Source organism: Arthrobacter sp. Y3223151, assembly GCF_059091125.1.
The window spans coordinates 100801-125486 of record NZ_JBNHGI010000005.1; the positions used below are offsets into that span (position 1 = coordinate 100801).

Here is a 24686-nt window from a genome sequence, read left to right on the forward strand (position 1 = left end):
GGTCCGGGCGGCCCCGGGGCGTGCTACTTTTCTTCGATCTCCAGATCGTCGTCGAACGGGTCCACCACGTCGTCGGGTTCGTCCATGCCCTCGTCGTCCGACTCGTCGTAAATGACCAGCGGCGTCACTTCGCCGTAAGCATCGTAGAGCGCGTCCTCGTAGGTTTCGAACGATTCCATAATGGACGAGAAGGCCGCTTCCACGGCAGGATCGTCATCGCCCCGGCGGCTGGATGCGGCGGCCAGATGCTCCTGCAGGGCGGAAACCAGTGACTCGAGTGCGACGCGCGGATCAATGCTCATGCTGTAGACGTTAGCCGCATTGTGGAGAATAAGTGAAGAGAACAGGAGGGCAATGAGAGAACAATTTCTAGGTGCCGCCGTCACCCGCGAACGCGACTACGCCCGGCAGTACGAATACCTGGTCCTGACCGTGAACAAAGACGAATCCGTCGGCGAAGCCCGCCGCGCGCTGACCGAGCACGCCGAGTACGGCAAGTGGGATCTGGTCCGGACCCGGCTGTACCTGGGCGGCGGCCGCAAGTACTGGCTCCGCCGCAGGGTGCTCAAGGTCGAACGCACCGCCTGACCGGGCTCAGGCGGTGCGTTTGCCCGGGTCAGTCTTCCAGCGGCCCCAGCCAGGCCGTTGCCACGGTGCTGTGCGCTGACTCGTCGTCCGAGGGGTGGTAGAGCCCGGCCAGCACGTCCCGGTACAGCCGCTCCAGTTCACCGCCGCGGAAATACCCGCCGCCGCCGGAGACGCGTACCGCCTTCTCCACCACGTCCTTGGCGGTTTCGGTGGCCCTGATCTTGATGCCGGACAGTTTGGCGAACCAGAACTTGCCGTGGTCGGCCAGCGTGTCCACGTCGCGGGCGATGGACGCCAACTGCGGGTACAGCCCGTCCATGGCCAGGGCGGCGTCGGCCACCCGCCAGCGGATGTCCGGATCCTGCGCGTAGCTCTTGCCCGTTTTCAGCGAACGACGGCGGTGCACGGCTTCCACCGCGAGGTCCAGGGCCCGGGTGCCGATTCCCGCATAGACGGACGAGAGCAGGATTTCGAAGCACGAGAAGATGCCGAAGATCAACGGATCCGGGTTGGGCCCCACCGGCAGTTTCCGGAAGATCCGCTCCGGCGCGGCAACCGCGCCTTCCAGCACCGTGGTGTTGGACTGGCTGGCGCGCATGCCCAGCGTGTTCCAGTCGTCCTTGATCCGGTAGCCGGGCTCGTCCCGGTCGATGAACCCCCACACCAGCTGGGGTTCGGTGCCGGAATCGTCGCGGCCGAAGACGCCGAGCCGCGTCCAGGCGGGCGAGAGGCTGGTGAACACCTTCGTACCGGTGAACTCGTAACCGCCGTCCCCGCGGGGTGCGGCGACGGTGCGCGAATCGAAGAGGACCTGGTCATTGCCGGCCTCGGAGACCCCGAACCCGAAGACTTCGCCGCGGCCGGCCTCCGCCAAGACGTAGTCCATGCTGTCGTCGCCGCGGGCCTTGAGGACCCGCGCGACGCCGGTCCACACCAGGTGCATGTTGACCGCCAGCGCCGTGGCGGGCGCCGCGGTGGCCAGCCGCATCTGCGCCCTGGTTGCCTCCTCCAGCGTGTAGCCCAGGCCGCCGTCTTCCTCCGGGACGAACATTTTCAGGTAGCCCGCCTCGACGAGATCGGCGAAGTCTTCGTGGAAGAAGCTGTTCGCTTCGTCGTACCCTGCGGCCCGGCCCCTGATGGTCTCGAGCAGGTCGTCCGGGAGCAGTTCTTCAACACTGGCGGGCATGCCGGTGGTCCTTTCGTCGTCGTTCCAAGAGGTCAGTAGGTGGTGAGCAGGCGCTGCAGGACGCGGGTGCCGAACTTCAGCGAGTCCACCGGCACCCGTTCGTCCACGCCGTGGAACATCCCGGTGAAGTCCAGGTCGTCGGGCAACCGCAGCGGAGCGAAGCCGTAGCCGGTGATGCCCAGCCGGGCCAGCGCCTTGTTGTCCGTGCCGCCGGAGAGCGTGTACGGGAGCACCACGGCGTCCGGATCCTCATGCGCGAGCGAATCGATCATGGCGTCCACCAGATTCCCGGCGAACGGCACCTCCAGCGACCTGTCCTGGTGCACGTAGCTGACCTGCACGTCGGGGCCGGCCAGTTCGCGGATGGTGGCCAGCACGAGCTCTTCCTGCCCGGGCAGTGTCCGGGCGTCGATCCGTGCCTCGGCCAGCCCGGGGATCACGTTTTCCTTGTAGCCGGCCTTCAACACCGTCGGGTTGGACGTGTTCTGCAGGGTGGCGCCGACAAAACGGGCCAGGGTGCCCAGTTCCTTGAGCAGGATGTCCGGGTTGTCCGGGTCGAATTCGACGCCGGTCAGCTCGGTCACCCCGTCGAGGAACCGGCGGGTGGTGTCCGTCAGCTCGATCGGCCACTGGTGCGCCCCGATCCGGGCCACCGCGGCCGCCAGCGTGGTCACCGCGTTGTCCGTATTGATCTGGGAACCGTGCCCGGCCCGGCCGGCGACTGCCAGCCGCAGCCACGCGATCCCCTTCTCCGCGGTCTGGAGCAGGTAGGCGCGGCGGCCGCCGATGGTGGCCGAGAAGCCGCCCACTTCCGAGATGGCCTCGGTGGCGCCGTCGAAAAGCTCGGGACGGTTCTCTACCGCCCAGCGCGCCCCGTACGTGCCGCCGGCCTCTTCGTCGGCGAAGAACGCGAAGACGATGTCGCGGCGCGGCCGGGTGCCGCTGCGTGCCATGTGCCGCGCCACCGAGAGGATCATCGCGTCCATGTCCTTCATGTCCACGGCGCCCCGGCCCCAGATGAGCCCGTCCCGCTCCTCGCCGCTGAACGGATCCACCTGCCAGTCATCGGCTTGCGCCGGCACCACGTCCAGGTGTCCGTGCACGACCAGCGCCGGCGCCGAGGGGTCCGTGCCGGCCATCCTCGTGACGACAGACGTCCGGCCGGGCGCGGACTCGAACACGTCGGTGGCCAGCCCGGCTTCTTCCAACAGTCCGGCCGCGTACTCGGCGGCCAGCCGCTCCCCCGGCCCCTCGTTGCCGCCGTAGTTGGAGGTGTCGATCCGGATCAGTTCCTGGCAGATCTCGGCCACTTCTTCGTGCGGGCTCGGTACAGTCATGAAGGCTCCTCGGAATCGATGTCTGTCCCCAGCCTAACGAGCGGGAGCGGCCGAGTGCAGCAGCTGTCCGCAGGCGGCGCCGCGGCGCGGGCAGCGGGGCGGCGCCGAAGCTGCGCCCCGCTGCCGGCATCGTCGGGCGCACGGAGGGCCCGATTCAACAGTTCGAGCAAAACATGTTAGAGTTTTTCTCGCTGCTTTCGACGGAATCGGTGCGCCTGACGGCCGCTGGAGAACCGGCGAAAGTCCACCTGCGCGGGTGGCGGAATGGTAGACGCGCTAGCTTGAGGTGCTAGTCCTCTTATTGAGGGTGAGGGTTCGAGTCCCTTCCTGCGCACAGAGAAAGCCCCGGATTTCCGGGGCTTTTTTGTGCCCGCAGAGCGCACAGACCGCCGGCCTCCCCGGCGGCGGCGTGCCTAGGGAGACGGCATCCGCCGCTGGCCGATGGCGGCCGATTCGGCGCGCACCACGGCGACCGCCTCCTGGACGATGCCGCTGTCGTCGTCCTCCGCAGCATGTGCCCGGCGCACAAACCCGCCGGCATCACCCCGGCCGGCCCGCACCGCCCGCAAGGGGGCAAGCAGGGCGGCCCGGCGCAGCCACGGGTCCTCTTCTTCCGCCCACCGATCGAGGATCGCTTCCGCACGCGTGCGGGACTGGCCGGTCAGCCCCTGGATCAAGGGACCGACGACGTCAACGGCGAGCGGGTCGGCCAGGGCCGCAAGGCGCGCGTCGCGCAGGAAGCCTTCCAGCCGGGTGAGGTCCGAGCCTCGCAAGAGACGTTGGTTCGACTGCAGCAGCACCACGGCGGCCAGGCGCCGCTCGAAGACCGGCCGGGCCCACAGTTCGGAGCTGAGGGCGGTCACCTCGTCGTGCGAGAGCGGCCGGAACTTCCGCCCGGCGTCCCGGACCGTACCCCGGACCGCGCCGACCGACGCACCGTAGTAGCGCAATCCTTCGCCCGCCCCGTTCTGCGCTTCCGCCCGTTCCCAGGAGGCTTCCCGCCGCAACGTGAGGTCGATGAATTCTGCCGCCTCGCTCATCCATCAAGTCTTTCATTCACTCGGCGTCCCGGCCGGTTCCCTCCTGTCCGGGTGCCCGTTCGGCACCGGCTTCTTCCTGGCCGGGTGCCCGTTCGTTGCCTCCTTCTTCCTGGCCGGTGTAGGTGCGCAGCAGGTCCTTCGCGCCGTCGGCCGCCTGCCCTTCCTGATCAAGCGACCGCTGCATGGTTTCGGCGTTTTCCCGGCCGGCAGGGAACGGCGGGAGCAGCGGAACATCGGGATCGGTGAGCACCTCGATGAGATACGGCCGGTCGGCGGCCAGTGCCTCATCCCATGCGGCCCCGAGCTGCTCGGGGTCCTCGACCCGCTTCCCGTGCAGTCCGAGCAGCCGTGCGTAGCCCGCGTAGTCGACATCGGGCAGGGCCTGGCTGTCGGCGAACCGCGGCTCGGCCTCCATTTCCCGTTGTTCCCAGGTCACTTCGGCGAGTTCCCGGTTGTTCAGGACGCAGACCACAAAACGGGGGTCCATCCACCGCTGCCAGAGCCGGCCGACGGTAATCAGTTCGGCCAGGCCGCTCATCTGCATGGCCCCGTCCCCCGTGAGGGCAACAACCACCCGTTCCGGGCCGGCCAGCTTGGCGGCGATGCCGTACGGTATCGAACAGCCCATGCTTGCCAGGGTGCTGGAGAGGTGCGCCTGGGCGCCCGCCGGCAGCCGCAGCTGCCGGGCATACCAGTAGACGGAACTGCCAACATCGACGGCGAGCAGGCCGTCCGGCGGGAATCTTTCGCTCAGCTCAAAGGCCACCCGTTCCGGGTTGACCGGTTGCGCCGGCGTCATGGCCCGCTGCCGCGACAGCTCGCGCGACTGCCGCACCCAGCCTTCCACCTGCTCTCGCCACTGGCCGGCGGGGCGGTCCTCCAGCAGCGGCAGCAGCGCCGCCAGGGTCGTGGCGGCGTCGCCGGTGAGCGCCGCCTCGACCGGATAGCGGTTGCCGATGGCACTGGCATCATTGTCGATCTGCACGGCACGCGCGGCGCCCGGCGGCGGGTAGAACTCCGTCCAGGGGTCGTTGGAGCCGACGATCAGCAAGGTGTCGCAGTGTGCCAGCAGTTGGCCGCTGGCGGCGGTGCCCAGGTGACCCATGGTTCCGGCCGCAAGAGGCAGCGACTCGTCCACATAGGGCTTGCCGAGCAGGCTGGTGGCGATGCCGGCCCCGAGCTTCTCCGCCACCGCAACCACCTGCCCGCGGGCATCCCGCGCTCCCTGTCCTACCAGCAGGGCAACCCGCTGCCCGGCGTTGAGCACGGCCGCGGCCGCGCGCAGGTCGTCCGGGTCCGGGACCACGTGCGGGGCACGCCAGATCGGCGCGGTGGTCACCACGCCATGGGAGTGCTCGAGTTCGGGGGCGGGAAGTTTCTGGATGTCGTGCGGAATGATCACCACGGCCGGGCCGCGGCCGCTCAGGGCCGCCTTGAAGGCGCGGTCCAGCACCAGCGGAACCTGCTCCGGGGTGCTCACCTGCTGCCGGAAGGTGGCCACGTCCTTGGTCAGGTTGGCCAGGTCCACTTCCTGCATGTACCCGGAGCCGAGCGCGGTGCGCGACTGCTGCCCGACGATGGCCACTACCGGGACGCTGTCGAGTTTGGCGTCGTACAGGCCGTTGAGCAGGTGTATGGCGCCGGGACCCTGGGTGGCCGTGACCACCCCCACCCCGCCCGTGTACTTGGCGTGCCCCACCGCCATGAAGGCGGCATTTTCCTCGTGCCGGGCCTGGACGAACTCGATCGTCCCCGCGCGCCGCAGAGCGCCCATGAACGTGTTGATGCCGTCGCCGCTGTAGCCGAAGATCCGCGACACCTGCCACGCGCGAAGCCGATCGACAATAAGGTCTGCAACGAGCCGCTGGGCCATATCCACTCCACTCGTAATCCTCAGGGTGCTTACTGTCTATCATCCCTATCATCCGGTGCCGTCGTTTTATACCCTTCCCGGAGCCGCGCCGCGGCCGGCATGCAAAGATGGCGGCATGGAACTGGACGGAGAACTGGCGGCCCATCCCGTCCGGCAGGGCGCGGCGGACCAGCGGGACATCGACCTGTACCGCACGCTCAGCGCCGACATTGCCGCGGGCGTCGCGGTCGTGTCGACGCGGTGGCGGAACCGGGACTACGCGGCGACCGTCAGCGGTTATCTCTCGGTGTCCTACGATCCGCCCACCATGCTGGTCAGCCTCTTCGAGGAGTCGAGGATTTGCGACGCCGTGGCCGAGTCGGGGACCTGGGCCTTGAGCCTGCTGGCGTCGCAGCACCAGGGCACGGCGAACTGGCTGGCGAGCCCGGGCAATCCGGTGGAAGGCCTGCTCAACCAGGTGCCGTACCGGCGCGGCCCGGCCACCGGTGCCGCGGTGATCGGCGGGGCCCCCGCGTGGTTCGAGCTGAGGACGACGGCGGTGCATCCGGCGGCCACCCACCTGCTGATCGTCGGCGAGGTGCTGGCCATGGGCCGGGACGCTGCCGGTTCGGAAAGCGCCGATCCGCTCATCCACTTCGGCTCCTCCTACCGGCGCCTGGGCCGGTAGCAGCGCCGCACCACAGCCCCGGAGCGCGCGATGCCGGCGCCTGGGCCGGTAGCAGCCGGTCAGGGCAGCGCCGGCGGCCCGGAGTAGGCGCCTTCCCAGACCGCCCGCGTTCCGGATTCGCCGGTCAGCACCACCGCCACCGTGGCGCCCGCACACACGGCCAGCACGGCGACGGCGACCACCGCCGCGATGACACGGTATCCGGCGCCAAGCCTGCGCCGGGAGGAGGCGTCCGCCGTCGTTCCGTAGCGGAACCACAGCCACAGCCCCAGCGCCGCGGCGAAAAGGCCGGCGACCCACGGCAGCAGCATGTCGCCCAACCGCATGTGTTCGACGGCCAGCGGCGTCTGGTCGATCCTGAGGAACAACCAGTGGCCGGCCTGTTGGGTGACCGGCACCAGCACCAGGGCCAGCAAGGCGATCAGGGGGGTGGCAATCCCCAGGCGCCGCCTCGCCGCCGGCCAGAGCAGGGTGAGCGCAACGCACAGCGCCGCCAGCGGAACGAACACCACGGTGGCGTGGACCAGGAGCACGTGCAGCGGCAGCGAATTGATTTCGTACTCCACCGGATCCGCTCCTTGTGTCCCAGACCTGGCCCATCAACCGGTAAGACGCCCGCGTAATACGTAGCGGTTCAGCCGGGAGCCCGGCGGCCGGTCCATTGTCTTACCCGGCCGCCTGCTCTATGAATGGACTATGACGGCCACGCTGAGAGCCCTGGAAACCGCTGTTCCGGATACCATCCTGATCCAGTCGGAGGCGCGGGACGTGTTCTCCACGCAACCGGGCTTGACGCGCCTGGGACAGCGCCTGGTGACCACATCGTTCGACCAGTCCGGCATCGACACCCGGTACACCGCCGTCGAGGAACTCACGACGGCCAAGCGGGCGGACAACCCGGTGTTCTTCGACGCCGAATCCCGGCAGCTGCTCTCTCCCAGCACGAAGGTGCGGAACGACATTTTCGCGGACAAGGCTACCCCGCTGTTCATTGAGGCGGCCGGCAAGGCGCTTGCCTCCTGCGAGGGGATCGGCCCGGCGGACATCACGCACCTCATCACCGTCTCCTGCACCGGGTTCTTCAACCCGGGCCCCGACTACAAGATCGTGCGTGCGCTGGGGCTCAGTCCCGCCGTCCAGCGCTACCATCTCGGCTTCATGGGCTGCTACGCGGCATTCCCGGCCCTGCGGGCGGCCAAATCGTTCTGCGACGCCGATCCGCAGGCGGTGGTGATGGTCGTATCGGCCGAACTCTGCACGCTGCACGTGCGCACGTCCAACGACCCGGACACCATCGTGGGCTCCTCCCTGTTCGCGGACGGCGCGGCGGCGGCGGTCATCACCGCGCGCGGCCTGGACGAGACCGGACCGGCCATCCGGCTGGACCACTTCGAAACCGTCCTCACACCCGTCGGCGAGGAATCCATGGCCTGGAACATCGGCGACGAGGGCTTCGAAATGGTCCTGGGGACCTACGTTCCGCACATCATCGACGAACACATCGTCGGTGCGCTGGAGCCGCTGCTGGCCCGTGAACCGGACCTGGCGGCAAGACCCTACCGCGACATTGAGCACTGGGCGATCCATCCGGGCGGCCGCAGCATCCTGGACAAGGTCGAGGCCAAACTGGAGCTGACCGGGGAACAGCTCGTGCCGGCCCGGGAAACGCTGCGGCGGTACGGGAACATGTCCAGCGCCACCGTGATGTTTGTGCTCAAACACATACTGGAGCAACCGGCGGGGTCCGGGGAGGAACGGATCTGCTCGATGGCCTTCGGCCCGGGCCTGACGGTGGAAACCGGCCTGTTCACCAAGACCGTGCCTGCCGCCGCCCTCCAGGCCCGCCAGGTTTCCGCGGCAGCGGCGGTGTAGGGCGGGAACGGACCGCAGTGGCCGCCCGCCCACCGGATCGCAAGGCGTCGACGTTCCTGACCCTCCGCGCCACGGACGCAGTGGAGGAAATGGACAAGCCGGACTGCGACCCCGCGATGCTGCGGCGCACCTACGCCCAGTTTCCGCTGATCAACCGGGCGGTGTCCGGTTGGCACGGCATCTACCGGCGCCTGCTCCGCCCGCGCCTGGCCGGCCTCGTGGCCCCCACCCTGCTGGATATCGGCTCCGGCGGCGGCGACGTTCCCCGGCTACTCGCCCGCCTGGCCGCCCGGGACGGCCTCGACCTGCGGATCACGGCCATCGATCCCGACCCGCGCGCGCATGCCTTCGCCGTGTCCCGGCCGCGGCCGCCCAGCCTCGAGTTCCGGCAGGCCTTCAGCTCGGAACTGGTGGCCGAAGGGCGCAGCTTCGACGCCGTGGTGTCCAACCACTTGCTCCACCACCTGGACGCCCCCGAGCTGGCCGGGCTGCTGGCCGACTCGCAGCGGTTGTCACGGGCCCTCGCAGTCCACAGCGACATCATCCGCAGCCGCACGGCGTATGTGCTCTTCGCCGCCGGGACGCTGCCGTTTTTCCACCGCTCCTTCATCCGCCGGGACGGGCTGACCTCCATCCGCCGCAGCTACACCCCGGAGGAATTGCGCGCCGCCGTCCCGCCGGATTGGCAGGTGCTGCCCGATTCGCGTTTCCGGCAACTCTTGATCCACGAGACCGATGCCTGAGGCGGCGCTCCCCCGGGGCCGCCCCGTGGAAGCGCCCGGCGACCGCCTGCTCGACGTCGCCGTGGTCGGCGGCGGCCCGGTGGGTTTGTTGATGGCCATTCTGCTGGCCCGGCGCGGGATGGACGTCGCGGTCCTGGAGCGGCGCGGCGCACGCAGCAGCCACTCCCGGGCGATCGGGATCCATCCGCCGGCTTTGGCCGTGCTCGACGACGCGGGCGTGGGTCCGCAGCTGTTAGCGGCCGGCGTCCGCATCCGCCGGGGCGTGGCCCGCAGCCGCGGCCGGGACGTCGCGTCGCTCTCGTTCGACGGCCTTCCCGACGCGCATCCCTACGTGCTGGCCGTGCCGCAGGTCATCACCGAACGGCTGCTGGAAGAACGGCTGGAGGCGCTGCGTCCCGGGGCGCTGCGCCGCGCGGTGGCGGTGCAGGGGGCGCACGACGACGGCGCGACCGTGAAGTTGTCCTGTCGCCACGGCGCGGGACCGGAACCGGCGGCGGGCACGGGCAGGGCTCCCGTACCGCCTGCGGGCGTGGCACCGGCAGCTGCTGCGGAGACGGTGCGGGCCAGGCTGGTGGTGGCGGCCGACGGCGCCTATTCCGCCCTGCGCCACCAGCTCGGCGTCGGGGTGCGGACGCGGGTGTATCCGGACGCCTACCTGATGGGAGACTTCGCCGACACCACCGGCGACGGCAGCAACGCCGTGCTCTATTTGGAGGCGGGCGGGATCGTCGAATCCTTCCCGCTCCCCGGTGGTACCCGGCGCTGGGTGGCCAGGATGCCCGGCGTGGTCAGCCACCCGACGCCGGACGGCCTCGCCTCCCTGGTCAGGCGGCGCACCGGCGCCGGCCCGGACCCCGACAGCTGCACCATGCTCAGCGCCTTCTCCGTCAGCTCCCGGATGCCGCGGCGGCTGATAGCCGGGCGCGTCGCGCTGGTCGGCGACGCGGCACACCAGGTCAGCCCGATCGGCGGGCAGGGCATGAACCTGGGCTGGCTGGATGCCGCGGCCCTGGCTCCGATCGTGGCCGCGGCCCTGGCGGGAGACCGGACGGGCACGGCGTTGCGAGGATACGAGGCGGACCGGCGGCGGGCGGCCAACACCGCCATCTGGCAGGCGCACCTGAATATGGCCTTGGGCAGGCCGTTGCCGCCGCCGGTGCTCGCGGCACGCAACCGCCTGTTCAGCACGCTCAGCCGCTTCCCCGGAGTGCAGGACACGGTGGCCAGCCGCTTCACCATGCACTGATCCGTCATCAAGCGGCCGGGGCTTACCCGGGCGGCTAAAGTGGCTGCTAGACAAATTCGGCGGCACGTCGATTTTCCCGAGCCGGAGACGTCCCGGCTGACACGGTCTGGAGGTGGGCATGGTCGGCGCGGAGCGCATCGCCGTGCTGTCGCTGCATACCTCGCCGCTGGCCCTCCCCGGCGGGGGCGATGCCGGCGGCATGAACGTCTACGTGCGCGCCTTGGCGCGGGAGCAGGCGGCGCTGGGCACCGCCGTCGACGTTTTCACCCGCTCCCTGCACGACGGGCAGGAACCGGTGGAACATCCCCGCGCCGGCGTCCGCGTGATCCACCTGGACGGGGCCCCAGCCGACGCGGTGACCAAGGAAGACCTGCCCCAGCGGCTGGCCGCGCTGGAGGCTTCGCTGCGGCAGTTCACGCAGCGGGACGGGGCACGGTACGACGTGCTGCACTCGCACTACTGGCTTTCTGGTGCCGTGGGGCTGCGGCTGCAGCACGACTGGCACATTCCACTGGTGCACTCGATGCACACGATGGGGCTGGTCAAAAACCTGCACCTGCAGCCCGGCGAACCGCCGGAGCCGGCCTCCCGGATCGACGGCGAACAAGCCATAGCGTCCGGATCCGGCCGGCTGATCGCCAATACCCTGACCGAGGCGGCCGAGTTGGTCGACCTCTACGGCGCGGACGAGGGGACGGTGGACGTGATCCCGCCCGGCGTGGACCTGCACACCTTCCGCCCCGACGGCCGCCGCGCGGACCGGGAGGCCGCGGGGATCGGCGCGGATACCTTCCACCTGGTGTTTGCCGGCCGCATCCAGGTGCTGAAAGGGCCGCAGGTCCTGCTGGCCGCCGCGGCGGAACTGCGCCGCCAGCGGCCCGACATCCGGCTGCGCGTGTCGATCATCGGCGAGATCAGCGGGTCCGCCGGGCTTGACCTGCCGGCGCTGGCCGGGAAGCTGGGGCTGGCGGACACGGTGACGCTCTCGCCCCCCGTGGAGCCGCGCGCCTTGGCGGCCACCTTCCGCAGCGCCGATGTGGTGGCGGTGCCGTCTTTCAGCGAATCCTTCGGCTTGGTCGCCCTGGAAGCGCAGGCGTGCGGCACGCCCGTCGTTGCCACCAACGTGGGCGGGCTGCCGGTGGCGGTCAGCCACGGGCTCACCGGGCTGCTGGTGGACGGGCACGACCCGGCCCGCTGGGCCGGGGCCCTCCGCGAGCTCCACGACTATCCGGAGTTCCGCCGCCGGCTGGGCGCCAATGCGGCGGTGCACGCCTCGTCCTTCGGCTGGGAGCAGACCGCCGCGCTGACGGCGCACAGCTACCAGCTCGCGGTGGACCACTTCCGCCGCTGAACCTGCGGCGCCGGCACGGCATGGGATCCGGGCTGCGGCACGGCTAGGATTCATGGGTGCCAACCCCCGATTTCCGCATCCGCCGCGCCACCCGAGACGCCATCCCCGCCACGCTCGACATGAAGCTCGCCGCCTGGCGTGAGACCTACTCATCCCAGCGGCCGGAAAGCTTCTTCGCCGCCGAGGCGGCCCGGCGGGAGCAGCAGATCGACTGGTGGTCCCGCGGGCTGTCGGCGGGTGCGGAACTGTGGGTCGCCGAAGATCCCGCCGGACGGATCATCGGCTGCTCGGGCGGCGGCCCCGTGCAGGACGACGACGCCGACGCCGGCGTGCCGCACGAACTGCAGATGCTCTACGTGCTGGCGGAGGCCTACGGGACCGGGCTTGGGCGGCAATTGCTGGAGGCGGCGATCGGCGGCGGGCCGGCGCTGCTCTGGGTCCTCGAGGACAACCCGCGCGCCCAGGCGTTCTACCGCAAGCACGGATTCAGCCCGGACGGACGCCGCGAGCCGCTGACCGGCCTGTGGGAGGGGCTGCACGAAATCCGGATGGTCCGGCGGGGCGGCTAAACCCGTTCGAGCTCGGCGCGAATGGCGGCGATGCCGCGCCACACCTCCTGGAAGCTGGTGGACAGCGGCGAGAGCCCCAGCCGGAGGCCGTCGGGCTCGCGGAAGTCCGGTATCACGCCCTGCTCCCAGAGCCTGCCGGTAATCTGCTTGAAGTCCGGGTGGTCGATGGTGACGTGGCCGCCGCGTTCGGCCGGATCAAGCGGCGAAGCGATGGCGACGCCGAAACCGGCCAACGCCTCCTGCACGGCTTCGACGGCAAACCCGGTCAGGGCGATCGACTTTTCCCGGACCGCCGCCAGCCCGACCTCGTCGATGAGGGCGACCATGTCCTGGAGCGCGGTCATGCCGATGATCGGCGGAGTCCCGGACGTGAACCGGCGGATCCCGCCGGCCGGCTGGTACCCCTGACCCATCTCGAAGGGTTTGGCGCTGCCCAGCCAGCCTTGGATCGGCTGGCTCAGGTGCTGGTGCTCGGTCCGCACGTAGGCCCAGGCCGGGGCGCCCGGCCCGCCGTTGAGGTACTTGTAGCTGCAGCCGGCGGCCAGGTCGACGCCCCAGGCGTCCAGTTCGACGGGCAGCACCCCGGCGGAATGGCACAGGTCCCACAAAACCAGGGCACCGGCGTCGTGCGCGGCGGCGGTGATGGCCGGAATGTCCGCAACATAGCCGGAGCGGTAGGCCACGTGGCTGAGCAGCACGAGCGCGGTGTCGGGGCCCACGGCGGCCCGGACCGCTTCTGCCGTCACTCCCCCGGCGTGCGGGGGCTCGAGCCAGTCCAGCTCCAGGCCGCACTCGGCGGCGATGCCTTCCACGATGAAGCGGTCGGACGGAAAATTGTCGCGGTCCACCAGGATGCGCCGGCGCCCCGGGCGCGCGTCGATTGCGGCGCGGGCCAGCTTGTACAGCAGCACCGTGGTGGAGTCGGCCACCACGCATTGGCCCGGCGCGGCTCCCAGCACGACCCGGCCCAGCTCGTCGCCGATCCGCTCCGGCAGCTGGAGCCAGACCTCGTCCCAGGCCCGGATCAGCCGGCCGCCCCACTGCTGCGCCATGACGTCCCGGACGCGCTCGATGCTGGCGGCCAGCGGCCGGCCCAGCGAATTGCCGTCGAGGTAGGCCACGACGGCGTCGTCGTCGTGGCCCGCGAACCGGGTCCGGTATCCGGCCAGCGGGTCTGCGGCGTCAAGCATCCGGGCGCGGTCACGCAACTGATCGTCGTTGGTCATACGGCAAGCATAGAGGCGGCCGCCACGGGGCCGCCGAACCGCGGCGCGAAGATTCCGAAAAAAATATCCCGGGGCTGTCGATATCCACGGCCCCCGTTCGACGGCATAGTAGAAGGCGCATGCCCGCGTCCTCGTTCCGAGAAGGAGAGAGCCATGAAGTACATGTTCATCATGCGGTCCACGGATGAAGCCCTTGAGGCGTCCAAATCCATGCCGTTCGAAGAAATGATCAACAAGATGGGCGCCTACAACGAGGCGATGATCAACGCCGGCGTGATGCTGGCGGGAGAAGGCCTGGCGGATCTTTCCGACGGCAGCGGATTCGTCGTGGACTTCTCGGAGGAACCGCCGATGGTGACCGACGGCCCGTACGGCGAAACGCACGAACTGTTCAACGGTTTCTGGATCGTCCAGGTGGCGTCCAAGGAGGAAGCCGCGGAGTGGGCCAGCCGCTGCCCGCTGGGACCGGGCTCCAAGCTGGAGGTCCGCCGCGTGACCGAGGCCGCCGACTTCGCGGACTTTGCGGACAACGAGTACATCCGGAAGGAAGAAGGATGGCGCGAGGAAGAGGCGAGGCTCCGCTCGGAGAACGCCTGACCACCGGAACCGGGCCCCGGGAGCCCGGGGCGGCGCAGGCCGAGGCCCCGGCGGCGATCCGGCGCCGGATCGATGCGTTGTGGCGGATCGAGGGCGCCCGGATTGTCGCCGCCCTGGCCCGTGCCACCGGGGATGTCGGTTTCGCCGAGGACGTCGCGCAGGAAGCCGTGGCCGATGCGCTGGTCCAGTGGCCGCACACCGGGATCCCCCGCAACCCGGCGGCGTGGCTGACCACCGTGGCCAGGCGCCGGGCCATTGACGCCTGGCGGCGGGCCGAACGCCTGGAGGATCGTTACCAGGTGCTGGCCCGCGGGCTGCGCGACGAGGAAGACCTGGCCTGGGACCCCGTACCCGACGACGTGCTCCGGCTCGTCTTCACCGCCTGCCACCCGGTGCTCTCGCGGGAAGCGCAGGTATGCCTGACGCTGCGGGTGGTCGCCGGCCTGTCCGCCGAGGAGATCGGCCGGCTCTTCGTGATTCCGGTCGCCACCGTGCAGCAGCGCATCGTCCGGGCCAAGAAGACCCTGGCCGCGGCGAAGGTGCCCTTCGAAGTCCCCGAACCGAACGACTGGGGCCCGCGGCTGGGCGCCGTCCTGCGCGTGGTCTACCTCCTGTTCACGGAAGGGTACGCGGCGACCTCGGGGAACCGTTGGATCCGGTCCGACCTGGCCGGCGAAGCCCTGCGGATCGGACGCGTCCTGGTGTCACTGGTGCCCCGGGAGCCCGAAGCGCACGCACTGGTGGCCCTGATGGAGTTCCAGGCGTCGCGTTTCGGCGCCCGCACCCGGCCCGACGGCAGCCCGGTCCTGCTCGCCGACCAGGACCGGATGCGTTGGGACCGGGCCCAGATCGAGCGCGGCCGCGCGGCCCTGGCCAGGGCCGACGCGCTGGGCCGCGGCCGGGGCAGCTATGCCCTGCAGGCAGCCATCGCCGAATGCCATGCGGCCGCCCCCAGCGTCGCCGGCACCGACTGGGCGCAGATCGTGCTGCTCTACGAGGCGCTTGGCCGGGTGGCGCCGAGCCCGGTGGTGGAGCTGAACCGCGCCGTGGCAGTGTCCATGGCCACCGGCCCCGCCACCGCCCTGGCCATCGTGGACCGGCTGGCCTCGGAGGGCGCACTGAGCGGCTCCCACCTGCTCCCCAGCGTCCGCGGCGAGCTGCTGGCCCGGCTCGGCCGGGCGGAGGAGGCCCGCTCCGAGTTCGCCGCCGCCGCCGCCCTGGCGAAGAATGAGCGCGAACGGGAGGTCCTCGAACGCCGGGCCGCTTCCGGCTGACCCGGTCCGGCCACGCCGCTCAGGGCTGAGGCGGTGCCCGCCGGTGACCCGGTCCGGCCGGCCGCCGGTCAGCCGGCGAGCGTGTGGACGCTGCCGGTGAAGTGCAGCCGGTGGCTGCGCTCCCCCCAGCCGGTGAATTCGGAAGCTTCCCAGGACCCGTCGCGTTCCGTGTCATGGATCCTGACGGCCACCGTGGCGGGCAGGAAGACCGGAGCGGCGAAGTCGATGCGCCAGCTGAAGGGTTCGCTGGCCGTGGCTTCCACACTGGTCAGGACCCGGGAGGCCAGGTACATCCCGTGGGCGATGGACCTCTTGAGCCCCAGCATCTTCGCGGACACCGCGCTCAGGTGGATCGGGTTAAAGTCGCCGGAGACCCCGGCGTACTCGCGGCCGGCCTCCGGCCCGAGCCGCCAGCGGGCCGTCGGCTGCGGCGGCGTGAAATCGGCGCGGTCCGGGCGGACTGCCTTGTCCAGGCCGGGCAGGTAGACCGCCTTGGCCAGGTAGTCCGAGACACCTTCCCACACGGCCTCGCCGCCGGCGTCGATCCGGGTGTGCAGTTCGACCTGCGTGCCCGCGTGGTGGCCGCGGAGGCCCTCGGCCCAGGCCGTCACGGTCAGGGGCTCGGCGAAGTGGACCGGCCGCAAGTGCCGCACCCGGTTGGCCAGGTGGACCATGCCGAGCAGCGGCAGCGGAAAGTCCGGCCGCGTCATCACGCTCATCGCCACGGGGAACGCGACCGAGTGCAGGAACACGGAGGGCAGGGTGTCCCGCACGGTGCCGTGGACCAGCTGCTGGAACCCGCTGATCCGCTCGGGGGTGATCTGCACCCCGTCCAGGGTGTGCCGCACCGCCGGGACCTGCTCGCTGTGCTGGCCCACGCCCAGCTTGTGCCGCGCGGCAGTCGACGCCGCCGTCAGGTAGAGGCGCGAGAGCGTGGGCATCTCCCCCAGGATGACCTCGTTCATGCGCCGACCATGCTTTGCCCGCAGACCCGCAGGGTTTGCCCGTTGATGCCGCCCGCAGCATCGCTGGCCAGGAAGGAGACGGCCTCGGCGACGTCGCGCGGCTGTCCGCCCTGTTGCAGCGAGGAGAGCCGGCGTGCCACTTCCCGGGTCAGGAACGGCATCCGGGCTGTCATGTCCGTCTCGATGAAGCCCGGTGCCACGGCGTTGATGCTGCCGCCGGCCTCGGCTAGCCCGGCAGCCGAGGCCCGGACCATCCCGATGATTCCAGCCTTGGATGCGGCGTAATTGGTCTGCCCGCGGTTGCCCGCAATGCCGCTGGTCGAGGCCAGCGAAACCACGCGCGGCCGCCCGCGGAACGCGCCCGAGGCCAGCAGCTGCCCATTCATCCTCAGCTGCGACGTCAGGTTAACGGCGATCACGGAGTCCCATTTGGCCTGGTCCATGTTGGCCAGCAGTTTGTCGCGGGTGATGCCGGCGTTGTGGATCACGATGTCCAGCCCGTGGTGCCGCTCCATGGCATGAGCGGCGATCTTCGCGCCGGCATCGGCCGCGGTGATGTCCAGCTGCAGGGCGGTGCCGCCCACCCGGTTCGCGACCTGCGCCAGCTGTTCCCCAGCCGCGGGGACATCGACGACGACGAGCTGCGCGCCGTCGCGGTGCAGGGTCTCCGCGATGGCAGCGCCAATGCCGCGCGCGGCCCCGGTGACGACGGCGACCTTGCCGGCCAACGGACGGTCCGGGTCCGCGGGGAGCGAGCCCTCGTCGGAGCCGACCAGCAGGAACTGGCCGTTGACGTAGGCGCTCCGGGCCGAGAGCAGGAAGCGCAGGGGGCCCAGGACGGCCGGCGCGCCGGCTTCCACGCCCTCGCCGAGCAGGATGCCGTTGGCGGTGGCACCGCCGCGCAACTCGTGCGCCAGTGACCGCAGCGACCCGTCCACTGCCTGGCGCGCGGCGGCCTGCGCGGGCCGGGCGGCGCCGTCGGCGGGCCGGGATACGGTGATGACGCGGCCGCCGGGGGCCAGGTCCCGGAGGCTGGCGCCGGCGCTGAGCATGGGCTCCGACAGGTCCTCGGGCGCTTCCAGCTCGTCGAGCACCAGCACGATGCCGCCGAGGCGTTCCTTTGGTGCCGCATGCCGGCGAACGTCGAGGTCCCACCCGAGCATTTCCTTGGCCACCGTGTCGGCGCCGGCGCCCGCGCCGAGCACCAGGACAGGTCCGGGCAGCAGCGGTGCGCCGGGCCGGTAGCGCCGCAGCACGGCGGGCTGCGGCAGCCCCAGCTTCTTGGCCAGGCTCTTCACCGGTCCGGCGTTGACCAATTCCACGTACCGGTCGGTCATCAGTTCGCCTCCAGGATGGCGACGACGCCCATGCCGCCCGCGGCGCAGACGGAAATCAGGCCACGTGTGGTGCGGGACTCGGCGTCGGCCTTCTCGCGCAGCATCTTGGCCAGGCTGGCCACCAGGCGTCCGCCGGTCGCCGCGAAGGGATGGCCGGTGGCCAGCGAGGAGCCGTTGATGTTGAGGCGGGTACGGTCGATGGCGCCCAGGGGCTTCTCGAGGCCCAGCTTGTTGCGGCAGAACTCCTCGCTTTCCCACGCCGCCAGGTGGCACAGCACGGTCCCGGCGAAGGCCTCGTGGATCTCGAAGAAGTCGAAGTCGGCGAAGGTCAGGGCCTGCCGGGCCAGCAGCCGGGGTACGGCATAGGCCGGCGCCATCAGCAGTCCTTCCTTGCCGTGCACAAAGTCAACGGCGGCGGCTTCGGAGTCCACGACCTCTGCCAGCACCGGCAGGTCATTGCTCCGGGCGTACTCTTCCGAACTCAGCAGCACGGTGGAGGCCCCGTCGGTCAGCGGCGTGGAGTTGCCGGCCGTCATGGTTGCCTCGGCGCCGAGGTTCTTGCCGAACACCGGCTGCAACTTGCCCAGCTTCTCCAGGGTGGTGTCGGCGCGCAGGTTGGAGTCCTTGGCCAGGCCGCGGTAGGGCGTCATGAGGTCATCGAAGAACCCGCGCTCGTAAGCTGCCGCGAGGTTGTGGTGGCTGGCCAGGGCGAGTTCGTCCTGCGCGTCGCGGCTGATGTTCCAGGCCGCGGTGGTCAGCGCCTGGTGCTCGCCCATCGACAGCCCGGTCCGCGGCTCGGCCGTGCCCGGCGCGTTGGGGGCCAGGTCCTTGGGGCGCAACTTGGCGATGGCAGTCAGCTTCTGCTGCATGCTCTTGGCGCGGTTCAGTTCCAGGAGCACGGCCCGGAGTCCCTCACTGACGGCGATCGGTGCGTCGGAGGCAGAGTCCACGCCGCCGGCGATGGCGGTGTCAATCTGCCCCAGCTTGATCTTGTTCGCCAGGCCCATCACGGTTTCCAACCCGGTGGCGCACGCCTGCTGCAGGTCGTACGCAGGCGTCTGAGGCGAAAGCGCCGAGCCGAGCACCGCCTCGCGGGTGAGGTTGAAGTCGCGCGAGTGCTTGAGGACAGCGCCGGCGGCCACCTCGCCGATGCGTTCGTCCTGCAGCCCGAACCGTGCCACCAGCCCGTCCAGGGCCGCGGTGAGCATGTCCTGGTTGCTCGCCTGGGTGTAGGCCCCGTTCGCGCGGGCAAAGGGGATGCGGTTGCCGCCGACGACTACTGCCCTGCGCAGTCCGTTGGCGGAGCGGGTGCCGGTGGCGTCAGGTGAAGTGGCCATGTGGGCTCTCCTCGGGAGTGGGTATGGAGCGGAACAAACGACAGTTACCGTAACCAAGCGTACCTGATACGCTGAGTTACGTGAACACCGCCACAGGCCGCCAGGCCGCCTCGAATCCGGCGACGCCCGCGGACGGCCGCTCGGCCCGCTGGGACCGTCACCGGACGGAACGCCGCCGGGAGCTGATCCGCGCGGCGCGGCACGCGGTGCACAGGCTTGGCCCCGACGCGTCCATGGAGGAGATCGCGGCCGCGGCAGGGACGTCCAAGCCCGTCTTCTACCGCTACTTCGGCGACAAAGCCGGCCTGCAGCGGGCCATGGGCGAGGTGGTGATCGGCCGGATGCAGGCCCGGCTCCAGGAGGCCGCCGCCACCGCGACTACGGCCCGGGAGGGCCTGCACGCCATGGTGTCGGTGTACCTGCAGATGGCCGAATCCTCGCCGCATGTGTACGCGTTCGTCACCCGCAACGCGCCGTCCGAGCCGCCGGCCGTTCCGCAACCCGGTGCGGACGATGCGCGGCCGGCAGCTGCCCCCGGGGACGGCAGTTCCGCCGTCCTGCACGACTTTTTCGCGAACGTCACCGCCATGATCGAGGCCCCGCTGCGCGGCCATCTGGCCGCGGCAGCGGGAAGTGCCGCGGAACTGGCGGCCGCTTCCTACTGGCCCCGGGCCGCCATCGGCATGGTGCGTGCGGCCGGGGAATGCTGGCTGGCGGCTCCCGACGATGGAACCAAGCCGAGCCGGGAAGTCATGACGGGCCTGCTCACCCAATGGCTGCTGGGCGGCGTCGCACCGGACGACGGCGCTCCCGCAGCGGGCTCCGGGCCACCCGGCCGGTCCCGCAACACCCCCGGCCAGGACTGAACCGGCCGCCCCGGCCGCCTGCCCCGGCCGCCTTCCCCGGCCCCACCCGACACACACCTGACGACCGAAGGAACATCCGATGACGAATACGCCCGCCCTGGAAACCCCGGAACCGGTTGAAGACAACGGCGCCGCCGTGGATGTGGCCGAACTCGGTCGGCTCCTGCTGGGCCGCTGGGCCGACATCCGCCAGACGGCACGCGACCTGGCCGGCCGACCGGAACTCCACCGTATCGACGGGCTGACGATGGAGGAGCACCGGCAGCGGGTCTCCGGACAGCTGAAGTACCTGGTGGACACAGGCGCCGTACACCGTGCCTTCCCCGCACGGCTCGGCGGCGAGGACAGTCACGGCGGCAACGTCGCCGGCTTCGAGGAACTCGTCACCGCCGACCCCTCGCTGCAGATCAAGGCCGGTGTGCAGTGGGGCCTGTTCGGCGCGGCGGTGCTGCACCTGGGCACCCGGGAACACCATGACCGGTGGCTGCCGGACATCATGAGCCTGAAGACGCCCGGCGCCTTCGCCATGACCGAAACCGGCCACGGATCCGACGTGGCCAGCATCGCCACCACCGCCACCTACGAGCCGGCCACGCAGGAATTCGTCATCCACACGCCCTTCCGGGCCGCGTGGAAGGACTACCTGGGAAACGCCGCCAACGACGGCCTGGCCGCGCTGGTGTTCGCGCATCTCATCACCCGGGGCGTCGACCACGGCGTTCACGCCTTCTACGTGCCCATCCGGGACGAACAGCGAAACTTCCTGCCCGGCATCGGCGGCGAAGACGACGGTTACAAGGGCGGACTCAACGGCATCGACAACGGCCGGCTGCACTTCGACCATGTCCGCATCCCGCGCACCAACCTGCTGAACCGGTACGGCGACGTGGCCGAGGACGGCACCTACACCTCCCCCATCGCCAGCCCGGGCCGCCGCTTCTTCACCATGCTGGGAACCCTGGTGCAGGGCCGCGTCTCGCTGGACGGCGCCGCCGTTGCCGCCAGCAAGGTGGCCCTGGCCATCGCGGTGCGTTACGGCACCGAGCGCCGGCAGTTCAACGCGTCCTCGGACACCTCCGAAGAGGTCTTGCTGGACTACCAGCGCCACCAGCGGCGCCTGTTGCCCCGGCTGGCCACCACCTACGCGGCGTCGTTCGCGCACGAACAACTGCTGGAGAAGTTCGACGACGTCTTCTCCGGCGCCCATGACACCGACGAGGACCGGCAGGATCTGGAAACCCTGGCCGCCGCCCTGAAGTCGCTCAGCACGTGGCACGCGCTGGACACGCTGCAGGAATGCCGGGAGGCCACCGGCGGGGCCGGATTCCTGGCCGAAAACCGCTTCGCGGCCTTGCGCGCCGACCTGGACATCTACGCCACCTTCGAAGGCGACAACACCGTGCTGCTCCAGCTGGTCGCCAAGCGGCTGCTGGCGGATTACGCCAAGGAGTTCCGCCACGCGGACTTCGGCGTGATGGCCCGCTGGGTTGCCCACCAGGCGGCCGACGCGACCTTCCACCGCACCGGCCTGCGCCAGGTGGCGCAGACGTTCGCGGACAGCGGTTCGGAGCGCAAGAGCGCCAACTACCTCAAGGATCCGGAGTCGCAGCGCCAGCTGCTCACCGACCGGGTCTCCACCATGGTCGCCGGCATCGGCGGTGCGCTCCGCAATGCCACCAGGCTGCCGCAGGCGGAGGCCGCGGCGCTGTTCAACGAACACCAGCATGAGCTGATCGAGGCCGCCCGCGCGCACGCGGAACTGCTGCAGTGGGAGGCCTTTACCGCAGCACTCGGGCAGGTCGACGACGACGGTACCCGCCAGGTGCTGACCTGGTTGCGGGACCTGTTCGGCCTGTCGCTGGTGGAGAAGAACCTGGGCTGGTACCTCATGTACGGGCGGCTCTCCGCCCAGCGCGCCCGCATCCTCGGGGGGTACATCAACCGCCTGCTGTCCCGGCTGCGTCCGCATGCCCGCGACCTGGTGGAAGCCTTCGGCTATGGGCCCGAGCATCTGCGCGCGAAGATTGCCACCGGCGCCGAGCAGGAACGCCAGGACGAGGCCATCGCCTATGCCCGCTCGCGGCGGGCCAGCGGCGATGCCCCGGTGGACGAGAAGGTGCTCGTCGCCCGCCGGAAGGCCGCCGAAAAGCTCGCCGCGAGACGTCAGAAGCTGCCGGCAAGCAGCTAGGCGAACGACGGCGGGGCCGGTGCCGGGGGCCGTGCGGTTCCCGGTGGCGGGCGCCGCCGTTGTCAGCAGGCATACCCCCGGGCGACACGGTCCACCCGTGGCGGGCCACCGCCGTCGTCAGCGCAGTTGGAGCGGCTAAGATTTTCTGGGCCCGCTTTTCCCTTCCGCGGGCGGAAAGCACAGCATGTCCTTCACCCAGAATGCCCTTGCCCGCTGGCAGGAGCTGCAGGCCTTGTCCGCGACGCCGGGCCTCAAGCTCGCCGCCGCCAGCCCCTGGGTGCCTGCGCTGTTCCGGACCGCTTTCACGCGCTCCCGGCCGCAGCTGCCGCTGGAGGAGTTCCACCGCAACACCGACGCGTTCCTGGCCGGGCTGCGGCGCGCCGGGGTGCCGCTGCGCGAGGATTGGTCCGCCCGTCAGTACGCCGACGATTGGGTGGCCCGCAGGTTCCTCTCCCGCCTGCGCGAGGGCGGGCGGTTCGTTTACGAGCCCACCGAAGCAACGGTGCGCTTCCTGGAGTATCTGGACGGCCTGACCGGGGCTTCCTCCTCCCTGAACAGCTCCCGCCTGGCCACGCTGCTCACCCGGGTCGAGGCCCTGGCCCATGAGACCGATCCCGATCCCGAGGCGCGCATCGCCGTGCTCCGTGCCGAAATCGCCGAGCGGCAGGAAAAGATCCGCGCGCTGGAAGCAGGCGACACGCCGGCGGCGGTGCCCGCAGCCGCGGCGGCGGAGGCGGCACGCGACATCCTGGCCTTGGCGGCCGGGTTGCCGGCCGACTTCAAGCGGATGCGCGACGGCTTGGAGCGCATGCTGCACACGCTGCGCGCCGAGATCGTCGAGTCGAATGCCACCAAGGGCATCACCATGGGCGAAGTGCTCGACGCCGACAAACGGCTGCGCGGCACCAGCGAAGGCCGGACGTACGAGAGCTTCACGGCGTTCCTGAACGACGAGGACCAGCAGCAGCGGTTCCGGCAGGCGATCGCCGACGTGCTCGAGCGGGACTTCGCCGACGGCCTGGAGCCGGAGGACCGGAGGGCCCTGCAGCAGCTCATGCCGCAGTTGCGGGCGCAGGCGGCCGAGATCCACCGCATCTACGGGCGGCTCTCCGAGAGCATGCACACCTTCGTGCAGTCGGACGACTACCGCGAATCGGTTCAGCTGCGCCAGGCGATCCGGGCGGCCGAGGCCGCCATCTTCAAGTCCCGGCACAGCCTGCCGGGCCGGCGCGCGGTGGTGCCGGCGCCGCAGCTGTACGGCTCCGGCTTCGAATCGGTGAGCATGATCCGGCTCTACGATCCGCAGGATCACCAGGCGCCGGCCAAGTTGCCGCCGCCGCCGGAGTTCACCGAAGCGGACATCCGCCGCGCGGTCCGCACGCCGCAGGCTGACGCCGCGGTGCTCTCCCGGGCGGTGCGCAGCGCCGTCGAGTCTCGGGGACCGGCGCCGTTGTCGGCGGTCTTCGACCGGCTGGAACCGGAACACCGGCACCTGAACAGCCTGCGCTGGCTGCTGCACCGGGCCTTGAATTCCGGCGGCGTGCTCGATCCGGACGCGACCGACAGCGTGACCCTGATCCAAATCGACGGCAGCGAACGCACAGCGGTGCTGCCCGCCGTTACCTTCACGAAAGCTGCAGATTCATGAACGAGTTAACCGAGGACGCGTTGGCCGAGGAGCACCCCGAACCGCCCGCAGGGCCCGACGAGGCTGCCGCGCCGGAGGCAGCGGGTCCCGCAGAGGCTGAGGACGTGACCTCACGCGACGAGATCGTGGACGGGCCCGAACTCTTCGACGGCGATACCGGCAAGCTGCCGCTGAAGCTGCGCCAGGCCCTGATCCGGCTGCTGCGCGGCCCCTACCTGCACGCCGGCTCCACGGACCGGGTCTACGACACCGTGGTGGAACACCGCCGCGTCCTCGCCTCCCGGCTCAGCGAGCTGTTCCTGCAACTGGTCATCGACGAAGACCGCAAGGTCGCCATGCTGCGGCCGGTTTCCATGGCCGAACCGCACACCAACGCCCTGCAGCGGCAGCGGGAGATGACGCGTGAAGAGACGCTGCTCCTGCTGCGGATGCGGCTCATCCAGGATCGCCACGCCGGCACCGGGACGGAGCCGCTGATCAGTCGGGCCGACGTGATCGACGTGCTGCAGGACTACGTGGACCCCGAACAGCACGACGCCAAACACGTCGAGGACCTGGCCGATGCCTCCATCCGCAAGCTGTCCAACGAGCGCCGGCTGCTGGAAGCCACCGAACTTCCGGACGTGTGGGTCATTTCCCCGGCCCTGCCGCTGGCCTTGCCCTTCGAGAACATCGGCGACATTCCGGCGGTGATCGGCTCGCTGGCCGGCACCAACCCGCCGGCCGGCGAGGCGCCGGAGGCGGACCAATTGGCTGTCGACGGCGAGGAGGCCTGA

At 70.4% G+C, this 24686-nt stretch carries 23 protein-coding genes and 1 tRNA gene; 14 read left to right on the forward strand and 10 right to left on the reverse strand.

The annotated features are described in order from the left end of the window. Positions 1 to 23 precede the first annotated feature (23 nt). Positions 24 to 302 carry a hypothetical protein gene (locus AC5RUP_RS09440; RefSeq protein WP_493978463.1) on the reverse strand — a complete coding sequence of 93 codons (279 nt, stop codon included), beginning with the start codon at positions 300 to 302 and terminating at the stop codon, positions 24 to 26. Positions 303 to 354: 52 nt separating this feature from the next. Here AC5RUP_RS09440 and AC5RUP_RS09445 point away from each other — a divergent pair, with 52 nt between their 5' ends. Next, positions 355 to 588 (forward strand): DUF5703 family protein, encoded by a 234-nt coding sequence (locus AC5RUP_RS09445; RefSeq protein ID WP_493999711.1) that lies wholly within the window; start codon positions 355 to 357, stop codon positions 586 to 588. A gap of 28 nt (positions 589 to 616) precedes the next feature. Here AC5RUP_RS09445 and AC5RUP_RS09450 read toward each other — a convergent pair whose 3' ends face one another. Next, on the reverse strand, positions 617 to 1774 hold the full coding sequence (locus tag AC5RUP_RS09450) for an acyl-CoA dehydrogenase family protein (RefSeq protein ID WP_494154842.1): 1158 nt from the start codon (positions 1772 to 1774) through the stop codon (positions 617 to 619). 32 nt (positions 1775 to 1806) lie between these two features. Next, positions 1807 to 3111 carry a M20/M25/M40 family metallo-hydrolase gene (locus tag AC5RUP_RS09455; RefSeq protein WP_494067822.1) on the reverse strand — a complete coding sequence of 435 codons (1305 nt, stop codon included), beginning with the start codon at positions 3109 to 3111 and terminating at the stop codon, positions 1807 to 1809. Positions 3112 to 3361: 250 nt separating this feature from the next. Between AC5RUP_RS09455 and AC5RUP_RS09460 the strand changes: the two genes are divergently transcribed. After that, a tRNA-Leu gene (locus tag AC5RUP_RS09460) sits at positions 3362 to 3445 on the forward strand. A gap of 79 nt (positions 3446 to 3524) precedes the next feature. On the opposite strand, the gene AC5RUP_RS09465 is transcribed toward AC5RUP_RS09460, so the two are convergent. Further along, complete coding sequence (locus AC5RUP_RS09465; RefSeq protein WP_494158487.1) at positions 3525 to 4151, reverse strand: DNA alkylation repair protein; 627 nt, start codon at positions 4149 to 4151, stop codon at positions 3525 to 3527. Positions 4152 to 4167: 16 nt separating this feature from the next. Next, entirely contained in the window at positions 4168 to 6024 is a 1857-nt protein-coding gene (locus tag AC5RUP_RS09470; RefSeq protein ID WP_494154918.1) for a thiamine pyrophosphate-requiring protein, read from the reverse strand. Between the two features lie 115 nt (positions 6025 to 6139). Between AC5RUP_RS09470 and AC5RUP_RS09475 the strand changes: the two genes are divergently transcribed. Continuing rightward, a complete protein-coding gene (locus AC5RUP_RS09475; protein WP_494131492.1) occupies positions 6140 to 6691 on the forward strand; it encodes a flavin reductase family protein in 552 nt (183 codons plus the stop codon). A 59-nt stretch (positions 6692 to 6750) separates the two neighbouring features. Here the strand turns inward: AC5RUP_RS09475 and AC5RUP_RS09480 are convergent, their stop codons facing one another. Then, entirely contained in the window at positions 6751 to 7257 is a 507-nt protein-coding gene (locus AC5RUP_RS09480) for a hypothetical protein (RefSeq protein ID WP_494155061.1), read from the reverse strand. Positions 7258 to 7387: 130 nt separating this feature from the next. On the opposite strand from AC5RUP_RS09480, the gene AC5RUP_RS09485 reads away from it, so the two are divergent. From AC5RUP_RS09485 to AC5RUP_RS09505, 5 genes are all read left to right on the forward strand, one after another. Next, positions 7388 to 8563, forward strand: a complete 1176-nt coding sequence (locus tag AC5RUP_RS09485) for a type III polyketide synthase (protein ID WP_494155062.1) — start codon at positions 7388 to 7390, stop codon at positions 8561 to 8563. Positions 8564 to 8580: 17 nt separating this feature from the next. Beyond that, on the forward strand, positions 8581 to 9306 hold the full coding sequence (locus AC5RUP_RS09490) for a class I SAM-dependent methyltransferase (RefSeq protein WP_494158488.1): 726 nt from the start codon (positions 8581 to 8583) through the stop codon (positions 9304 to 9306). A 25-nt stretch (positions 9307 to 9331) separates the two neighbouring features. Then, the gene (locus AC5RUP_RS09495; protein ID WP_494158489.1) at positions 9332 to 10552 is read left to right on the forward strand and encodes an FAD-dependent oxidoreductase; all 1221 of its coding nucleotides are present in this window, start codon (positions 9332 to 9334) and stop codon (positions 10550 to 10552) included. 118 nt (positions 10553 to 10670) lie between these two features. Next, entirely contained in the window at positions 10671 to 11903 is a 1233-nt protein-coding gene (mshA, locus tag AC5RUP_RS09500) for a D-inositol-3-phosphate glycosyltransferase (RefSeq protein WP_494158490.1), read from the forward strand. Between the two features lie 56 nt (positions 11904 to 11959). After that, positions 11960 to 12472, forward strand: a complete 513-nt coding sequence (locus tag AC5RUP_RS09505; RefSeq protein ID WP_494154841.1) for a GNAT family N-acetyltransferase — start codon at positions 11960 to 11962, stop codon at positions 12470 to 12472. Here AC5RUP_RS09505 and AC5RUP_RS09510 read toward each other — a convergent pair. After that, positions 12469 to 13698: a kynureninase gene (locus tag AC5RUP_RS09510; protein WP_494154840.1), complete on the reverse strand. Its 1230-nt coding sequence runs from the start codon at positions 13696 to 13698 to the stop codon at positions 12469 to 12471. The genes AC5RUP_RS09505 and AC5RUP_RS09510 overlap by 4 nt on opposite strands. Before the next feature lie 153 nt (positions 13699 to 13851). On the opposite strand from AC5RUP_RS09510, the gene AC5RUP_RS09515 reads away from it, so the two are divergent. Beyond that, positions 13852 to 14295: a YciI family protein gene (locus tag AC5RUP_RS09515; RefSeq protein WP_494067811.1), complete on the forward strand. Its 444-nt coding sequence runs from the start codon at positions 13852 to 13854 to the stop codon at positions 14293 to 14295. Beyond that, positions 14253 to 15569 carry an RNA polymerase sigma factor gene (locus tag AC5RUP_RS09520; protein ID WP_494158491.1) on the forward strand — a complete coding sequence of 439 codons (1317 nt, stop codon included), beginning with the start codon at positions 14253 to 14255 and terminating at the stop codon, positions 15567 to 15569. The genes AC5RUP_RS09515 and AC5RUP_RS09520 overlap by 43 nt, the downstream gene beginning before the upstream one ends. A gap of 68 nt (positions 15570 to 15637) precedes the next feature. Here AC5RUP_RS09520 and AC5RUP_RS09525 read toward each other — a convergent pair whose 3' ends face one another. From AC5RUP_RS09525 to AC5RUP_RS09535, 3 genes are read right to left on the reverse strand one after another with little or no spacing between them, the layout of a single operon-like run. Beyond that, entirely contained in the window at positions 15638 to 16534 is an 897-nt protein-coding gene (locus tag AC5RUP_RS09525; RefSeq protein ID WP_494149170.1) for a MaoC family dehydratase, read from the reverse strand. Next, the gene (locus tag AC5RUP_RS09530; protein ID WP_494158492.1) at positions 16531 to 17871 is read right to left on the reverse strand and encodes a 3-oxoacyl-ACP reductase; all 1341 of its coding nucleotides are present in this window, start codon (positions 17869 to 17871) and stop codon (positions 16531 to 16533) included. The genes AC5RUP_RS09525 and AC5RUP_RS09530 overlap by 4 nt, the downstream gene beginning before the upstream one ends. Further along, complete coding sequence (locus AC5RUP_RS09535) at positions 17871 to 19208, reverse strand: acetyl-CoA C-acetyltransferase (protein WP_494155116.1); 1338 nt, start codon at positions 19206 to 19208, stop codon at positions 17871 to 17873. The genes AC5RUP_RS09530 and AC5RUP_RS09535 overlap by 1 nt, the downstream gene beginning before the upstream one ends. An 80-nt stretch (positions 19209 to 19288) precedes the next feature. Here AC5RUP_RS09535 and AC5RUP_RS09540 point away from each other — a divergent pair, with 80 nt between their 5' ends. From AC5RUP_RS09540 to AC5RUP_RS09555, 4 genes are all read left to right on the forward strand, one after another. Further along, positions 19289 to 20074, forward strand: a complete 786-nt coding sequence (locus AC5RUP_RS09540) for a TetR/AcrR family transcriptional regulator (protein ID WP_494158493.1) — start codon at positions 19289 to 19291, stop codon at positions 20072 to 20074. Positions 20075 to 20153: 79 nt separating this feature from the next. Beyond that, a complete protein-coding gene (locus AC5RUP_RS09545; RefSeq protein ID WP_494154546.1) occupies positions 20154 to 22262 on the forward strand; it encodes an acyl-CoA dehydrogenase family protein in 2109 nt (702 codons plus the stop codon). A gap of 184 nt (positions 22263 to 22446) precedes the next feature. Continuing rightward, on the forward strand, positions 22447 to 23910 hold the full coding sequence (locus AC5RUP_RS09550; RefSeq protein ID WP_494154547.1) for a DUF3375 domain-containing protein: 1464 nt from the start codon (positions 22447 to 22449) through the stop codon (positions 23908 to 23910). Continuing rightward, complete coding sequence (locus tag AC5RUP_RS09555) at positions 23907 to 24686, forward strand: DUF4194 domain-containing protein (protein WP_494154548.1); 780 nt, start codon at positions 23907 to 23909, stop codon at positions 24684 to 24686. Before AC5RUP_RS09550 ends, AC5RUP_RS09555 begins: the two co-directional genes overlap by 4 nt.

What these genes read in the sequence shown, in the direction of transcription:
- AC5RUP_RS09440 (WP_493978463.1), bottom strand. Translation starts at nt 302, where the DNA reads ATGAGCATTGATCCGCGCGTCGCACTCGAGTCACTGGTTTCCGCCCTG.
- AC5RUP_RS09445 (WP_493999711.1), top strand. Translation starts at nt 355, where the DNA reads ATGAGAGAACAATTTCTAGGTGCCGCCGTCACCCGCGAACGCGACTAC.
- AC5RUP_RS09450 (WP_494154842.1), bottom strand. Translation starts at nt 1,774, where the DNA reads ATGCCCGCCAGTGTTGAAGAACTGCTCCCGGACGACCTGCTCGAGACC.
- AC5RUP_RS09455 (WP_494067822.1), bottom strand. Translation starts at nt 3,111, where the DNA reads ATGACTGTACCGAGCCCGCACGAAGAAGTGGCCGAGATCTGCCAGGAA.
- AC5RUP_RS09465 (WP_494158487.1), bottom strand. Translation starts at nt 4,151, where the DNA reads ATGAGCGAGGCGGCAGAATTCATCGACCTCACGTTGCGGCGGGAAGCC.
- AC5RUP_RS09470 (WP_494154918.1), bottom strand. Translation starts at nt 6,024, where the DNA reads ATGGCCCAGCGGCTCGTTGCAGACCTTATTGTCGATCGGCTTCGCGCG.
- AC5RUP_RS09475 (WP_494131492.1), top strand. Translation starts at nt 6,140, where the DNA reads ATGGAACTGGACGGAGAACTGGCGGCCCATCCCGTCCGGCAGGGCGCG.
- AC5RUP_RS09485 (WP_494155062.1), top strand. Translation starts at nt 7,388, where the DNA reads ATGACGGCCACGCTGAGAGCCCTGGAAACCGCTGTTCCGGATACCATC.
- mshA (WP_494158490.1), top strand. Translation starts at nt 10,671, where the DNA reads ATGGTCGGCGCGGAGCGCATCGCCGTGCTGTCGCTGCATACCTCGCCG.
- AC5RUP_RS09510 (WP_494154840.1), bottom strand. Translation starts at nt 13,698, where the DNA reads ATGACCAACGACGATCAGTTGCGTGACCGCGCCCGGATGCTTGACGCC.
- AC5RUP_RS09515 (WP_494067811.1), top strand. Translation starts at nt 13,852, where the DNA reads ATGAAGTACATGTTCATCATGCGGTCCACGGATGAAGCCCTTGAGGCG.
- AC5RUP_RS09520 (WP_494158491.1), top strand. Translation starts at nt 14,253, where the DNA reads ATGGCGCGAGGAAGAGGCGAGGCTCCGCTCGGAGAACGCCTGACCACC.
- AC5RUP_RS09525 (WP_494149170.1), bottom strand. Translation starts at nt 16,534, where the DNA reads ATGAACGAGGTCATCCTGGGGGAGATGCCCACGCTCTCGCGCCTCTAC.
- AC5RUP_RS09530 (WP_494158492.1), bottom strand. Translation starts at nt 17,871, where the DNA reads ATGACCGACCGGTACGTGGAATTGGTCAACGCCGGACCGGTGAAGAGC.
- AC5RUP_RS09535 (WP_494155116.1), bottom strand. Translation starts at nt 19,208, where the DNA reads ATGGCCACTTCACCTGACGCCACCGGCACCCGCTCCGCCAACGGACTG.
- AC5RUP_RS09545 (WP_494154546.1), top strand. Translation starts at nt 20,154, where the DNA reads ATGACGAATACGCCCGCCCTGGAAACCCCGGAACCGGTTGAAGACAAC.
- AC5RUP_RS09550 (WP_494154547.1), top strand. Translation starts at nt 22,447, where the DNA reads ATGTCCTTCACCCAGAATGCCCTTGCCCGCTGGCAGGAGCTGCAGGCC.
- AC5RUP_RS09555 (WP_494154548.1), top strand. Translation starts at nt 23,907, where the DNA reads ATGAACGAGTTAACCGAGGACGCGTTGGCCGAGGAGCACCCCGAACCG.